General features: G+C 72.3%; 11 protein-coding genes. 5 read left to right on the forward strand and 6 right to left on the reverse strand.

Annotated elements, in window-relative coordinates; translation table 11 throughout:
• Window positions 1-20: 20 nt before the first annotated feature.
• Entirely contained in the window at window positions 21-569 is a 549-nt protein-coding gene (locus ACPXB1_RS18180; protein ID WP_355595070.1) for a hypothetical protein, read from the reverse strand.
• 142 nt (window positions 570-711) lie between these two features.
• Between ACPXB1_RS18180 and ACPXB1_RS18185 the strand changes: the two genes are divergently transcribed.
• From ACPXB1_RS18185 to ACPXB1_RS18195, 3 genes are read left to right on the forward strand one after another with little or no spacing between them, the layout of a single operon-like run.
• Window positions 712-1836: a Vms1/Ankzf1 family peptidyl-tRNA hydrolase gene (locus tag ACPXB1_RS18185; protein ID WP_355594874.1), complete on the forward strand. Its 1125-nt coding sequence runs from the start codon at window positions 712-714 to the stop codon at window positions 1834-1836.
• Window positions 1829-3583 carry a thiamine pyrophosphate-binding protein gene (locus tag ACPXB1_RS18190; RefSeq protein WP_355629568.1) on the forward strand — a complete coding sequence of 585 codons (1755 nt, stop codon included), beginning with the start codon at window positions 1829-1831 and terminating at the stop codon, window positions 3581-3583. The genes ACPXB1_RS18185 and ACPXB1_RS18190 overlap by 8 nt, the downstream gene beginning before the upstream one ends.
• 50 nt (window positions 3584-3633) lie before the next feature.
• Window positions 3634-4749 (forward strand): iron-containing redox enzyme family protein, encoded by a 1116-nt coding sequence (locus ACPXB1_RS18195; RefSeq protein WP_425735567.1) that lies wholly within the window; start codon window positions 3634-3636, stop codon window positions 4747-4749.
• Between the two features lie 353 nt (window positions 4750-5102).
• On the opposite strand, the gene ACPXB1_RS18200 is transcribed toward ACPXB1_RS18195, so the two are convergent.
• Window positions 5103-5333 (reverse strand): CDGSH iron-sulfur domain-containing protein, encoded by a 231-nt coding sequence (locus ACPXB1_RS18200; RefSeq protein WP_355594869.1) that lies wholly within the window; start codon window positions 5331-5333, stop codon window positions 5103-5105.
• 243 nt (window positions 5334-5576) lie between these two features.
• Between ACPXB1_RS18200 and ACPXB1_RS18205 the strand changes: the two genes are divergently transcribed.
• Window positions 5577-6980: a hypothetical protein gene (locus tag ACPXB1_RS18205; protein ID WP_355595069.1), complete on the forward strand. Its 1404-nt coding sequence runs from the start codon at window positions 5577-5579 to the stop codon at window positions 6978-6980.
• 222 nt (window positions 6981-7202) lie between these two features.
• The gene (locus ACPXB1_RS18210) at window positions 7203-8357 is read left to right on the forward strand and encodes a SigB/SigF/SigG family RNA polymerase sigma factor (RefSeq protein WP_355594867.1); all 1155 of its coding nucleotides are present in this window, start codon (window positions 7203-7205) and stop codon (window positions 8355-8357) included.
• An 80-nt stretch (window positions 8358-8437) separates the two neighbouring features.
• Here the strand turns inward: ACPXB1_RS18210 and ctaD are convergent, their stop codons facing one another.
• The 4 genes from ctaD to ACPXB1_RS18230 all read right to left on the reverse strand — a co-directional run bounded on the left by ctaD (window position 8438) and on the right by ACPXB1_RS18230 (window position 13663).
• A complete protein-coding gene (gene ctaD, locus ACPXB1_RS18215) occupies window positions 8438-10429 on the reverse strand; it encodes a cytochrome c oxidase subunit I (RefSeq protein ID WP_425735568.1) in 1992 nt (663 codons plus the stop codon).
• A gap of 125 nt (window positions 10430-10554) precedes the next feature.
• Window positions 10555-11283, reverse strand: a complete 729-nt coding sequence (locus ACPXB1_RS18220; RefSeq protein WP_425735569.1) for an ATP-binding protein — start codon at window positions 11281-11283, stop codon at window positions 10555-10557.
• 132 nt (window positions 11284-11415) lie between these two features.
• Entirely contained in the window at window positions 11416-12573 is a 1158-nt protein-coding gene (locus ACPXB1_RS18225; RefSeq protein ID WP_377674000.1) for a glycosyltransferase, read from the reverse strand.
• A gap of 106 nt (window positions 12574-12679) precedes the next feature.
• Window positions 12680-13663, reverse strand: coding sequence for a glucosyl-3-phosphoglycerate synthase (locus ACPXB1_RS18230; RefSeq protein WP_425735595.1), 984 nt, complete (start codon window positions 13661-13663; stop codon window positions 12680-12682).
• Window positions 13664-13869 lie beyond the last annotated feature (206 nt).

Genomic DNA, 13869 nt, shown 5'->3' on the forward strand with positions numbered 1-13869 from the left:
TCCAGGCGTGCCCGTCCCGGTCAGGTCAGCGCGGAGCAGGCCGTCACACCGGCGAGCAGGAGTACGCCCACCAGGGCCTGCAACAGCAGCGGCGGGCCGAGGTGGGACCAGAGCGTGGCGGTACGCGGGGTGAGCAGCTGCCCGGTGGTGAGGTTGACGATCCGCTCGATCCGGGGCGGCAGATCCGGGTCGCGTTGCGCGCGCAAAGTGAGCTGGACATGGTCGGCGGGGTGCAGGGCGCTCTGCGGCAGATGACCGTGCAGCTCCACCTCGCAGAGCTGGCCTGCCGTGTTGCGCAGCCGTACCGGCGTGACGAGGTATTCCGGGCCCTTCTTCAGCTCCTTCCAGCGGCGCCTGGTGCCGCCGCCGCCGAAGGAGAAGAGGGAGCGCAACAGCAGAGCGGGCAGCCGGGCGAACGCCGCGGCGGTGAGCACCGCGACGAGCACCGGTTGACCGATGCGTACCTCGCGGGTGTAGCCATCCAGGAGGCGGACCAACCGCCCGGTGACGATCCGTTCCGTCGGGTGAACGATCCGACGTGTATCGAGGCCGCTGTCCATTTCCACCACCGAGAGTCCGCGTGTGTTCACTGATCGTATCGATTTCGCCGGTTGAACGACGTGAATGAAACCTGGTCACGGGGTCACGGCCGCGAGGTGACATCCCGGGCGACCCGGGTAAGCGGGGGGTCGAGCTGGAAAGGGGTCGAGCATGCAGCTGTCCTTCCTGCGCCCGCTCTACGACCGACCCGGGCCGTGGTGCTCGGTGTACCTGGACGCCTCCGCTGACACGGAGGACGCCCATGCCGCGCTTGATCTGCGCTGGCGTGCCCTCGAACGCAGCCTTGCCGAACAGGGCGCGGACGAGCCGAGCATCGCCGCGCTGGACCGGGTGATCCGGGGCCACGACCCGATGGCCGGGGACTACGGCCTCGCGGTCTTCGCCAGCCACGGCCGGGTGGTGCTCTCCGAGTACCTCTCCGCGCCACCGCTGCGCGACCTGGCGAGCTTCGGGCCGTTGCCACACGTGATGCCGCTGCTCGCCCAGCGCGGCGAGCAGGTGGCATGGGTACGGGTCCTGGCCGACCGCACCGGCGCCGACGCGATAGCGATCAGCGCCGGAGGGGTGCCCCGACGGGCGCACGTCTCCGGGCGGGACAGCTTCCCGCTGCGTCGCGTGCAGCCTGGCGGCTGGTCCCAATCGCACCACCAGAGGGCCGCCATGGAGGCGTGGCACCACAACGCCGGCGACGTCACGGCGGCGACAGTCGAACTCGCCGAGAAGGTCGGCGCGGAGGTGGTGGTCGTCGCCGGTGACGTCCGCGCCACCGGAATGATCGCCGCGCAGATGCCCGAGCGCTGGCAGGACGCGATGGTGCGTACCGACGCCGGCTCACGGGCCGGCGGGGCGGACCAGACGCTGCTGGACGACCTCACGGTGCAGACCATCGCCGAGGTCGCCGACCAGCGGATCACCGCCGCGCTGGACCGGTTCGGCGTGCAGGAGGACGTCGGCGCCGGCCTCGACGCTGTCGTCTCGGCCCTGCAACGCAACCAGGTCGACACGATGCTCATCGTGGACGATCCGTCGGCAAACGGTGAGCTGTGGATCGGCGCGGAGCCGACCGAGATCGCCGTCGACAGGGGCCAGCTCGCCGCCATGAGCGTGGACGACCCGCAGCGGGTACGCGCCGACGCGGCGCTGGTGCGGGCGCTGGTCGGCACCGACGCGGCGCTGACAGTGCTCGGCCCGGACGAGGCGCCCGACCTGACCGACGGCGTCGGTGCGGTCCTGCGGTACGTCGACGCGAGCACGCCGGGGCGGGGCAATGGCTGAGCGCGTCGTCGCCGACCTCCTTGTGGAGCGACTGCGCGCCTGGCGGGTGCCACGCGTGTTCGGCTATCCCGGCGCGGCGATCGCCCCGCTCGTCGACGCGCTCGACAACTCCGGCGGCGACCCGGCGTTCATCCCGGCCCGGCACGAGGAGACGGCCTCGTTCATGGCCACCGGGCACGCCAAGTTCACCGGCGGAATCGGGGTCTGCCTGGCCACCCAGGGGCCGAGCGCTGTGCAGCTGCTCAACGGCCTCTACGACGCCAAGCTGGACAGCAAGCCGGTGGTGGCGATCGTCGGCGAGGACATCACAGGTCCGCTCGGCGGCGCGCACCAGCAGATCGGGCTGAGTCGACTGTTCGGTGACGTGTGCAACCAGTTCGTGCAGTACGCCCGCAGCCCGGAAGCTGTGGCGTCCCTGCTGGACCAGGCGTTCCGTACGGCGGCGGCGACCCGCAGCCCCACCTGTGTGGTGCTGCCCCGGCATCTGCAGGAGGCCGTGGTGCCCAAGCTGCAGTCGCTGGGCGCCGGTGTGATCACCGCGACGCCGGGGGAGCCGCTGGCCCGGGTGCTGCCGCACGAGGTGGACCTGGACGCCGCCGCGCAGGTGCTGGGCAGCGGTCAGCGCACAGCGATCCTGGTGGGTCAGGGTGGCCGGGGCGCGGCCGAGGAGATCATCGAGCTGGCCGATCGGCTGGGCGCCGGTGTGGCCACGTCACTGCTGGGCAAGCCGGTCCTCGACGAGCGTCTGCCCTTTCACGCCGGGGTGCTCGGTGAGGTCGGCACCCCGGCCGCGGCGGAGCTGATGGGTGGCTGCGACACGCTGCTGCTTGTCGGCACGAACGACCCGTGGATCGACTACTTCCCGATGCCCGACCAGGTCCGTGCCGTGCAGATCGACATCGACGGCACCCGGATCGGCAGCCGCTATCCGGCGGATGTGCCGCTGGTCGGCGACGCCGCCGAGACGTTGCGGGCGTTGCTGGCCCGGGTGCAGGGCCAGCCCAACCAGCAGTGGCGGACCACAGTGCAGGGCGCTGTCGACAGGTGGCGGGCAGATGCCGCCGACCGGGCCGCCCAGCCCGCCGAGCCGGTCAATCCGCAACTGGTGCTCCAGGAGCTGTCCAACCGGATCCCGCACGTCGGGTCGGTAGCTGTCGACGTCGGGTCGGTCCTGTTCTGGTACGCCCGGCACCTCGTCCTGCCACCGGGGGTGAACGCGCAGTTGTGCGGCACGCTCGGCTCGATGGGCTGCGCCCTGCCGTACGCGGTGGCCGCCAAACTCGCCACGCCCGACAAGCCCGTCATCGCGCTTGTGGGTGACGGCGCCATGCAGCTCAACGGCCTCGCCGAACTGATCACGGTGTCGCACCACTGGCAGAAGTGGGCCGATCCACGGCTTGTGGTGCTGGTGCTCAACAACCGTGACCAGTCCGGCATGGGCGGCGGCCGACCGGTGTCACCTGATACGACGACCCGCCGCCCCGACGTGCCGTACGCCGGATGGGCCCGGCTGTTGGGGTTGCACGGCGTGCGGGTGGACCGACCGGAGCTGGTCGGCGCGGCCTGGGACGAGGCGCTGGCCGCGGACCGTCCGTGCGTACTCGAAGCGGTGGTCGACCCCGCCGTGGCGCTGGCCCCGCCGGAGCCGGCCTTCGCCGACCTGCGCGGCCTGTACGCCGAGGGGGAGCCGGCCCGGCGGATACGCGAGCAGGTGGAGCAGGCCGTGGCCGTGCAGGATGTCGTTTAGGCGCATCCGACCAGGGCATCAGTAGCGGCCCTGATGATGCTGGAGGTCCCATGTCGGAGCCCGCCGACCGCCGTTACGGTCCTGCGCCTCTGCCGCAACCGCGCGGCCCGCTGTCCGCCGCCGTGACCGGTGCTCTGCGGGGTACGCCGCACGACCTGCCGTCCGCCCTCGGCGCCGACCTGGACCCGGCCGACGCGCTCACCGACGAGGACCTGCAACTGACCCTGTTCCTCTGCTACGAGCTGCACTACCGCGGCTGGCGGGGTGTGGACGAGGGCTGGGAGTGGCAGCCGACGCTGCTGGCCCTGCGGGCCCGCGCCGAGCGTCCCTTCGAGGCGGCGCTGCGCCGGCTGGTGGGACCGCAGCCGGTGCCGCCCGGCGGAGTGGCAGCAGGGCTCGCCGCGCTTGTCGAGGCCGACGACGGCCCGCCGTTGGCCCGTACGCTGCAACGGCACGCCGACCTCGCCCAGTTCCGTGAGTTCGTCGCCCACCGTTCCGTGTACCACCTGCGCGAGGCGGACCCGCACAGTTGGGCGCTGCCCCGCCTCGGCGGGCCGGCCAAGGCCGCCCTCGTCGAGATCCAGGCCGACGAGTACGGCAACGGCCGGCTGGAGCGGATGCACGCCGAGTTGTTCCGGCGCACCCTGGGCAGGCTCGGCATGGACACCGACTACGGCGCCCACCTGGACGCGGTGCCCGCCGTGACCCTTGCGACAAACAACCTGATGTCGCTGTTCGGTCTGCACCGGCGGCTGCGCGGGGCGCTGCTGGGGCACCTCGCGGCCTTCGAGATGACGTCGTCGCTGCCCAACCGCCGGTACGGCAACGGGTTGCGCCGCCTCGGCCTGGACGAGGTGGCCACCCGCTTCTACGACGAGCACGTGGAGGCAGACGCGGTGCACGAGCAGATCGCCGCGCACGACCTGTGCGGCGGTCTGGTCCGGGCGGAGCCGGCGCTGGCCGGCGATGTGCTCTTCGGCGCCGCGGCCGCGCTCGCCGTGGACCGGCTGTTTGCCGCGCACCTGCTCGACAGCTGGGCGGCCGGCCGTAGCTCGCTGCGCTCACCCGCCCCGCCGCCCGCCGCCCTGGCCGCGCCGGCGTCCATCTCGCTCGCCGGGGCGGTCTCCGGCGCGCGGGCACTGCCGGCCGAGCCCGTCGTCGCCTGACAGCGCTCAGCCGGTGTCGCGGGCCGCCCCCCGGCATCCCCTGCGCGTCCTTTGTCGTGGGCCGCCCCCGGCATCCCCTGCGCGTCCTTTGTCGTGGGCCGCCCCCGGCACCCCCTGCGCGTCTCCTTTGCTTTGCTTACCCCCACGCAACAGAGCGGGGGCGTAAGTGTTGCGTGGGTTGAAGCAGTGCAAAGGACGCGGACATTACCTTCCTCCCGGCGCTGCGGCGGCGGGAGCGCGCCCGGTCGGGCTCGGGCGGGCGTGATCGCGAGGCGGCCCCTGCGGGTCCCGCGTGCCAGTACCCCGGTCTGGAGCGGTCCCCGGTCGCCGGCCAGCTCAGCGGCCTTCGACGGTCAGTGCTCGCGGGCGGTGCCGGCACGGAAGTTGACCATTTTGTGGGTGCCGTCGCAGAACGGCTTGAGCGCCGACTTGCCGCACCGGCACAGCGCCACAGTGCCCCGGCGGGCGTCGATCCGCTCGCCGTCCGGGGTGACAAGCGCGAAGTCGCCACGGACCAGCAGCGGTCCGTCCTGGTACGGGGTGATCGTGGCGGCGGGCAACTCGCTGGCGTCGTCGGTGCTCATGGCCCCGGAAGTGCCCGCCCCGGCCGCGTCGAAACCGGTGCGGTCGCCCGGGACCCGACGGCCCTGGCAAGCCCGCTGCCGCCGTGCGGGGGCGATCGTCGGCCAACGCCACGGATGACCGGCGCAGCCCGCCGACCTGTGGATTCGTGCCGCCGGGTGGGTGATGTGCCGTTTGAACCCCATCGGGACGGGAAGCCGGGCCGCGTGGTGAGCGAACGAGGCAAGGTGGAGCCGGTGCACACGGTGCGCAAGGGGCTCACGGCCAATGGTGCCGGTCTGGCCGGCGACCGGGTGGTGGCCGTGGGCAGCGCCGCCCGGGTGCTGGTCGCCGCCACCGCACGGGCGCTGCGCGGCGCGGACTGCGCCGATCTCGGTCAGGCCGGGCCGATGTCCCGCTTCCCCGGCGCCCCCGAGCCGGTACGCCGCGCGGTGGCCACCCGGGCCGCCGGCCGGGTCGTGCTCACCGACGGCCAGGTCGACGAGGTGGACGGGGCGCGTGTGGCGCGCTGGTTCGTCGACCAGTACCCGAGGGGGCAGTACCCGGGTGTGCTTCTCGGCGGCCCGCACGGCGCCGCGGCGCACCTCGCGGTGGCCCTCGGCGTGCCGTGGCTGCCGACAGGCTTCGAGATGACAGCGCAGTGGCCCGGCGGCGCCGTGGACCGCCCGGCCGAGGCCCTGGAGCACGGTGGGGCGCTCGCTGCCCGGCTGCACGCCGGCAACCCGGACCTGCACCTGCGCCAGGTGCACTGCCCGGCCAGCCGGGGGTCGCTGAGCGGGGTGACGGTGTCGCTGGCGGCGCGTTGGCGGACGCTGCCGGCCGCGTACACGCAGTTCCTTACCGACCGGTTGAGCGCGGGCGCCCCCGTCGTGCTGGTACGCGACGCGCGGAGCTGGCCGGTGCTGGAGCGCGGTCCCGGCCACAGCTTCCAGGTCGGATGCCCGTCCAGCGGACTGGACCCGGTGGACTTCCACAGGGACAGCCACGCACTGCGGCAGGTGCTGCGTTCCGTGGGCGGGGATGCCGCCCGCTGGGAGCCGCCGGAGGTGTCCGTGCCGTCCGGTGACGCCGAGCACGGCACCGACTCGGGGTTCGAGCTGGCCAGCCGGGACTGGGCAGCCCGCCACCAGCATCCGCTGCACCGGGTGCTGGTGCCACGACCGGCGGCGCTGAGCGCGGCGGTGGCCGACCTGTACCGGCGGTGGCTGCGCGACGCCGGCAAGACCGGTGACCGGCTCGTGGTGGAGTGCGGCCGTTTGCTCGACCCGTGGCAGGTGGTGCGGGCGGGGTTGGTGCCGTACTGGTGCGAGAACGCCACCCGGCGCAGCGTGGACGAGGCGGAGTGGTGGTTGGCCGGCAGCGAGGCGTTCAGCTCGGTGGACGTCCTGCCCGAGCCGCCCGGGGTCCGCTCGCCCGCCCTGGCCGGGCTGCCGCAGTGGCTGGCGGTGGCGGGCTTCGGCCGTCGGCGTCGTGCCCTGGACCGGACCACCGCCCGGGGGTATCCGGTGACGTCGGTGCCCACCCGCCGGGCGACGGAGGTGCTGCGCGCCCAGCCGTACGACCTGCCCGTTCCGCCCCCGCTGGGGGCCGCTGAGGCACTCTCCGTGCTCCGCGACAGCGGCAGCCACCAGGGGTTGCTGGTCTCCTGAGGCGGAGCACGCCGAAACTTCCTCGCGAACCCGGGGTCCCGTGATTGAGTACCTACGGAGCGGGAACATCGCTGACTGCGACGGCCTGATTGCGCTGCGCAAAGGCGGTGTCGCCCGCTGGCATCCCAGTCACTGACCCACTTTCCGGCCCGGTGCGTGGCTCGACCACGCGCACGACCGGTTTCCCGATCCGGGCGGGGGACCTTCCTGAGGGAGGCGCGGATGTTCGGACAGACGAGCACGGGCACGACCAGCACCACTACCACTCCACCACCCACCGAGCGTGGTCTGGAGGACCTCGACGCGGCGGCACTGGCGTACGCGGCCCGGATCGAAGGGCTGCCGCCGGAGCGGCGGCAGGAGGCACGGGACGACCTGGTCCGCTTCGCGCTGCCGTTCGCCGGTCGGCTGGCCCGCCGGTACCGGGGGCGCGGAGAGCCGCTGGAGGACCTGGAGCAGGTGGCCCGACTGGGGCTTGTGAACGCCGTCGACCGGTATGACCCGGAACGAGGCTCGTTCACCGCGTACGCGGCGATCACCATCGTCGGGGAGATCAAGCGGCACTTCCGGGACCGCACGTGGGGTGTGCACGTACCCCGGCGGTTGCGTGACCTGATCCTTGAGGTGGGGCAGGCGACCGCCGCGCTGACAAGCGAACTGTCCCGGGCGCCGTCGGTGGCCGAGCTGTCGGCCCGGCTGGAGACGCCGGAGGCGGAGATCCTCGCCGCGCTGGAGTCGGCTGCCGGCTACAGCCCGGCGTCGCTGAACGCGCCGGTGGGCGGGGAGAGCTCCGCGGAGTTCGGTGACCTGGTCGGCGAGTCGGACAACGCGCTGGAATCCGTCGACGACAGGGTGACCGTCAGCGGGCTGCTGCACCGGCTGCCCTGGCGGGAGCGCCGCATCCTGGCCATGCGTTTCTACGGCAACCAGACCCAGGCGGAGATCGCCGCCCGGTTCGGCATCTCGCAGATGCACGTCTCCCGGCTGCTGTCGCGGGCGCTGACCTGGCTGCGGCAGGCGATGCTCGCCGACGCGCCGCCGCCGTGGCAGAACGGCGCGGCCGAGCCGGACCCGGGCAAGACCCGCATCTCGGTGAAACAGAACGGCGACCGGGTGGTCGTGGAGGTCGGCGGCGAGATCGACCGGGACGGCGCCGACCAGTTGCGCCGCGCGATGCTGGAGGCGGTCACCGGCCAGCCGAGCGAGGTCGTCGTCGACCTGGTGGGCGCGGGTGGCTTCGACGCCGGCGGGATCGCCGCGCTGATGGCCGGGCGGGACGCCGCGGAGCGCACCGGCGTGCCGCTGCGGCTGACCCGGGTGCAGCCGGCGGTACGCCGCTCGCTCACCGCCGCCGGCATGGCGCCCGCCCGGGACTGACCGGGCGGCGGTCGCGACCGTACGCAAGCAAGGAGGGCCGACACCAGCGCGGTGTCGGCCCTCGCTCGTGTACCTGTGTGTCAGCGTTCCCCGGTCTCGCCGTCGCTGTGCGGGTGCCGCCACCGCTCGTGCGGCCCCGGCGCCTCGTCGGGGTCCTGCGGCGCGTCGCTGTTCTCGAAGCTCGGTCGGCGGACGTCCTCGGGCTCCGGCACGTCCACCGGCCGGGCACCCGACTCCGGCGCCGGCTGGTACGCGGCTGCTTCGGCCGCGCCGTGCGCGCCCTCGCGGGCGGGCGACTCCGGCGCGTGGTGTTCGAGGTGCATCTCGTCGGCCAGGTGCTGCGGCGGTTTGGTGGTGCGCTGGGGCAGGTCGCGGCCCAGGTCGGCGACGAACGGGCCGTACTTCAGGTCGAACGCCGGCCGCTCGGAGCGGATCCGGGGCATCCGGTCGAAGTTGCGCAGCGGGGGCGGGCAGGTGGTGGCCCACTCAAGGGAGTTGCCGAACCCCCAGGGGTCGTCCACCGTCACCATCGCCCCGTAGCGCCAGGACTTCCACGCGTTGTAGATGAAGAACAGTGTGGACAGGCCGAGGACGAAGGCGGAGATGCTGGAGATCATGTTGAGCGTGGTGAAACCGTCGCTGGGCAGGTAGTCGGCGTACCGGCGGGGCATCCCCTCGTTGCCCAGCCAGTGCTGCACGAGGAAGGTGCCGTGGAAGCCGATGAACATCGTCCAGAAGTGCGCCTTGCCGAGTCGCTCGTCGAGCAGCCGGCCGGTCATCTTCGGCCACCAGAAGTAGTAGCCACCGAACAGGGCGAACACCACGGTGCCGAAGAGCACGTAGTGGAAGTGCGCCACGACGAAGTAGCTGTCGTGGGTGTGCCAGTCGGCAGGCGGGCTGGCCAGCAGCACCCCGGTGAGCCCGCCGAGCAGGAACGTGACAAGGAAGCCGACGGCGAACAGCATCGGTGTCTCGAAGGTGAGCTGGCCCTTCCACATGGTGCCGATCCAGTTGAAGAACTTCACGCCGGTGGGCACCGCGATCAGATAACTGAGGATGCTGAAGAACGGCAGCAGCACCTGGCCGGTGGCGAACATGTGGTGCGCCCACACCGTCATGGACAGCACGGTGATCGCGGCGGTCGCCAGCACCAGCCCGGTGTAGCCGAAGATCGGCTTGCGCGAGAACACCGGGATGATCTCGGTGATGATGCCGAAGAACGGCAACGCGATGATGTACACCTCGGGATGGCCGAAGAACCAGAACAGGTGTTGCCAGAGCATCGGGCCGCCGGTGGCCGCGTCGTAGACGTGCGCGTTGAGCAGCCGGTCGGCCGAGAGCCCCAGCAGCGCGGCGGCCAGCAGGGGGAAGACAAGGATCACCAGCAGGCTGGTGAACAGCATGTTCCAGGTGAAGATCGGCATCCGGAACATCGTCATCCCGGGCGCGCGCAGGGTCAGGATCGTGGTGATCAGGTTGACCGCGCCGAGGATGGTGCCAAGGCCGGAGACGACAAGGCCGAGCACCCACATGTTCGCGCCCACGCCGGGGCTGTTCGAGGCGTCGCTGAGCGGGGTGTACGCCGTCCAGCCGAAGTCCGCCGAGCCCTGCGGCGTGAGGAATCCGCCGATGACCATGAGGCCGCCGAACAGGTACAGCCAGTAGGCCAGCGCGTTGAGCCGGGGGAACGACACGTCTGGCGCGCCGATCTGGATCGGCACGATGTAGTTGGCGAACCCGAAGGCCGCCGGGGTGGCGAACAGCAGCAGCATCACCGCGCCGTGCGAGGTGAAGAGCTGGTTGTACTGCTCGGCGGAGAGGATCTGCATCCCCGGGCGGGCCAGCTCGGCCCGGATCAGCATGGCCTCCAGCCCGGCCACCAGGAAGAACGCAAACGACGTCAGCAGGTACAGGATGCCGATCTGCTTGTGGTCGGTGGTGCCGAGAAACCTGATCAGGGAGTTGCCGGGGACCGGTGCCCGTACCGCTCCGGGGAAGCCCCCGAAGCGGGCCGGCGCCAGGATCGCCGGGCCCCGATCTCGACCGGGTTCCGTGGTTACCCGCTTGGGCATGGCATTCTCACCCCGTCGTGACGGCAGAAAGGACGGGCGTACCTACCCGACCCTCCCACCATAAAACCAGGCGAGAGCGGTAATTTCGGTCAGATCGCCGGTACCGGTGGAAGCGCCCCGAACTGTCAGGTCGCGGGCAGCATCGCCCAGACGGCCTTGCCCTGGCCCGCCGGCACGCTGCCCCACCGCTGCGCCAGCTCCCGGACCAGCATCAGCCCACGACCACCCTCGGCTCGCAGACTGGCCTCGGCGGGCTGGGCCGGCGCGCCGCTGCCGTCCACCACTGCCAGATGCAGGTACGGCCGGCGCAGGGTCACCGTCACCTGCATGGGCGTGCCCGCGTGCCGTACGACGTTGCCGACAAGCTCGCTGAGCACCAGGGCGGCCGGACCGGCGGCGTCCGGCAGGTTCCACCGCGCGCACGCGTCGCCCACCAGCTCCCGGGCCCGCCGGCAGGCCTCGGCCACCGGCTCGAACCGGGCCCGGACCCGGAACGACGTGGCCGCGCCCGCGAGCCGGGTGGCCTCCGCGCAGTCCGTTGACACCGGCACCACACGGCACGTCGTCGACTCCGCCAGCCAGCGGGCGGCGACCGGTGGCGGAGCGCACAGCACCACCGGCACGGCAGGCCACTCCTCGGCCCTCCGGGCCGTCGCCGCGAAGACCGACAGCGCCAACCGATCCCGTACCGCGACGTCGGTGAGATCGACCACCAGCGCCTCCGGCTGGGTGGCCAGCGCGGCGCCCAGCGCCTGGTGAACGGTGCGCATCGTGCCCAGATCCAGCGGACCGCTGAGCCGAACGACCGCCACCGGCGCCGCGTCACGCACCTCGCAGACGATCCGGTCGGACATGGAACCTCGCTTCGGCTGGTGTGTCGGGATCTGCGAACTACCCGACGTTGAGCCGGACCAAACCGGCCCGCACACGCGCCGCTGCCGCCGACGGCGGTCAGGCCCTCGGCGGCAGCAAGTGGTACGGGCAGGTCAGACGGGCTGAAGGCGCGGCGCGCTGGCCAGCTCCCGGACCCGTTCGTACAGCTCGACGTAGCGCTGGGCCATCACCGCCGGCGTGAACCGCTGCGCGGCCACCCGGCGACACTCGTCGGCGTCGAGAAGGTCGGCGGCCAGGACGAGATCGGCCAACTCCTCCTCGTCGGCGGTGAGCAGCCCGGTGCGGCCGTGTTCGATCAGCTCCGGCAGGCAGCCCCGCGCGGTCGCCACGACTGGCGTGCCCAGGGCGAGCGACTCGACCACCGCAGTGCCGCCCGGCTCCTCCCAGCGCAGCGGAAACAGCGATGCGCGGGCGCTGGCGAGCAGGTCGTCGCGTTCCTGACCGGCCACCGTGCCGACCCAGCGGACCAGATCACCGTCGACGTGCGGGGCGACCTCGTCGAGGAAGAACCGCACGTCCGGGTTCTGCCGGGCCTCGTCGCCGGCCGCCGCCAGGTCGGCCGGGCGATGGTACGGGCCGACCGGGCCCGCCAGCACCAGCGGGAAACCGACCCGCTGCGCGAGCCGGGCGCCCACGTCCTGCCCCTTGCCCGGATTGATCCGGCCCAGGATGAGCAGGTGCTCGCCCTTGTCGGGTCGCGGCCGGCGGTCGGCGTCCACGGCCAGCGGGGTGGACAGGTGCACGTGACCCACCGAGTGCTCGCGCAGCGCCAGTGGGGCACGGGCCAGCTGAGAGGCGGAGACGCCGTTGACCCGGACCCGGTCGCCGCCGTCCAGGCTCCCGTACAGGTCGGGGTGCTTGGCGAGATCCCAGTGCAGGGTGTGCAGGGTCGGCGGCCCGGACGGCCCCATCGCCGCGAGGGTGGCCAGCCCCACCGCCTCCACGTGGTCGTGCACCAGGTCGATGTCGTCGCGTGCGTGCAGCTCGCGGACCACCCCGGCGAGGTGCGCCTGGGCGATTCCGCAGACCTGGTTGTACGGCCGTTGCAGCGACGCGAACTGCCCGTCGGCGAAGACCGACACCTTCTCGTCCACCGGCAGGGCGCTGCTCTGCACCGAGGCGAGGACCACGCGTACGCCGAGTCGGCGCAGCTCGGGCACCAGGGTGGCGATGACGTTCTCGATGCCGCCGTAGCCCGGTGGGGGCACCGACAGCCACGGGCCGGCGTTCATCAGCACGGTGAGGCTCATCGGATTCCGCCCTTCGGTATGGCGGCGCTCCCGCGCCGCACTGTCGTGCTCACGGTGCCGTTGGTTCGCGCCTGCGGGGCTCGCGAGATCGGCTCACTCCTCGCGCTCACGCGGCGGCCACCCGTCGACGCGGCACCCGGTGACGCAGCTCCGCCAGCGGCGGACGCTCCTCGATGGACACGTCGCTGACCACGATCTCGCGGTCCAGGTTCGGCAGGGTGTCCGACCCGCCCCGACGGAACTGCGTCAACAGGGCCTCCGGCACCGTGCCGGGCGCCGCCCAGCCGCGCCGCTGCAACCGGGACCAGGCGGTCAGCATGATCTGGGCGGACATCCTGCCGAGGGCCGCCGTGTCCTGGTGACGGTGCTTGCGTTCGCCCAGGTCGACCTGCGCCAACGCGTCCAGGCCGACAAGGTCCAGCAGGTCGATCAGCATTGCCGTCTCCACCCCGTACCCGGAGACGAACGGCACCCGGGCCAGCACGTCGCGGCGGCCGGCGTACTCACCGGCGAGCGGCTGCACGAAGCCGGCCAGCTCGGGCCAGAAGAGGTTGAGCAGCGGGCGGGCCATCAACTCGGTCACCCGACCGCCGCCGTCGGGTTCCACGCTTGCCGTGCCCACCAGGGGCCGGTGATAGAAGCCCTTCACGAAATCGACTGACGGGTCGGTGAGCAACGGGCCGAGCAGCCCGCTCACGAAGTGCGGTCGGAACTCCCGTAGGTCGGCGTCGATGAACGCCACCACGTCCCCTTCGGCGGCGGCGAGCCCGGCCCAGAGGGCGTCGCCCTTGCCTGTGAGCCGGGGTAGCCCGCGGGTCATCACGTCCTGGCTGACCACCTCCGCGCCGGCGGCCCGCGCCACCTGCGCGGTGCGGTCGGTCGACCGCGAATCCACAACGATCAGTTCGTCGACCAGGGCGACCCGGTCCATCAGGTGCTCGCGGATGGTCGACACGATCGCTCCGACCGTGGCCTCCTCGTTGCGCGCCGGCAGCACCACGCTGACCCGGCTCTCCCCCTTGGCACGCAGCAGCCGGCGCGCCGGCCAGTCCGCTGCCGAGGTCGTCCGGTACGTGGCCCACGCCTCCACCACCGGTGACACGGTCGTATCCCGCACGGGCACCCCCTTTGTTCGTGCGTGGAAATAGCGACAGTGCTTCTTCCCACTCGCCACCACGCGCTAACCGTTTCCGGAGCAACAGCTTGATCACGGTGGTGACATTGTCGCGTTCCCGGGGCATGAACGTTTGATTGCGCACACCCCAGGGGACTGCTCCCATCGAAGGAGAAACGTTC

The organism is Micromonospora sp. DT68 (assembly GCF_049847245.1).
Lineage (GTDB): Bacteria > Actinomycetota > Actinomycetes > Mycobacteriales > Micromonosporaceae > Micromonospora > Micromonospora profundi.

Bases quoted from the DNA above. Each gene is read 5' to 3' on its own strand.
- ACPXB1_RS18210 (WP_355594867.1), top strand. From the start codon at position 7,203: ATGTTCGGACAGACGAGCACGGGCACGACCAGCACCACTACCACTCCA.
- ACPXB1_RS18220 (WP_425735569.1), bottom strand. From the start codon at position 11,283: ATGTCCGACCGGATCGTCTGCGAGGTGCGTGACGCGGCGCCGGTGGCG.
- ACPXB1_RS18195 (WP_425735567.1), top strand. From the start codon at position 3,634: ATGTCGGAGCCCGCCGACCGCCGTTACGGTCCTGCGCCTCTGCCGCAA.
- ACPXB1_RS18185 (WP_355594874.1), top strand. From the start codon at position 712: ATGCAGCTGTCCTTCCTGCGCCCGCTCTACGACCGACCCGGGCCGTGG.
- ACPXB1_RS18225 (WP_377674000.1), bottom strand. From the start codon at position 12,573: ATGAGCCTCACCGTGCTGATGAACGCCGGCCCGTGGCTGTCGGTGCCC.
- ACPXB1_RS18200 (WP_355594869.1), bottom strand. From the start codon at position 5,333: ATGAGCACCGACGACGCCAGCGAGTTGCCCGCCGCCACGATCACCCCG.
- ACPXB1_RS18190 (WP_355629568.1), top strand. From the start codon at position 1,829: ATGGCTGAGCGCGTCGTCGCCGACCTCCTTGTGGAGCGACTGCGCGCC.
- ctaD (WP_425735568.1), bottom strand. From the start codon at position 10,429: ATGCCCAAGCGGGTAACCACGGAACCCGGTCGAGATCGGGGCCCGGCG.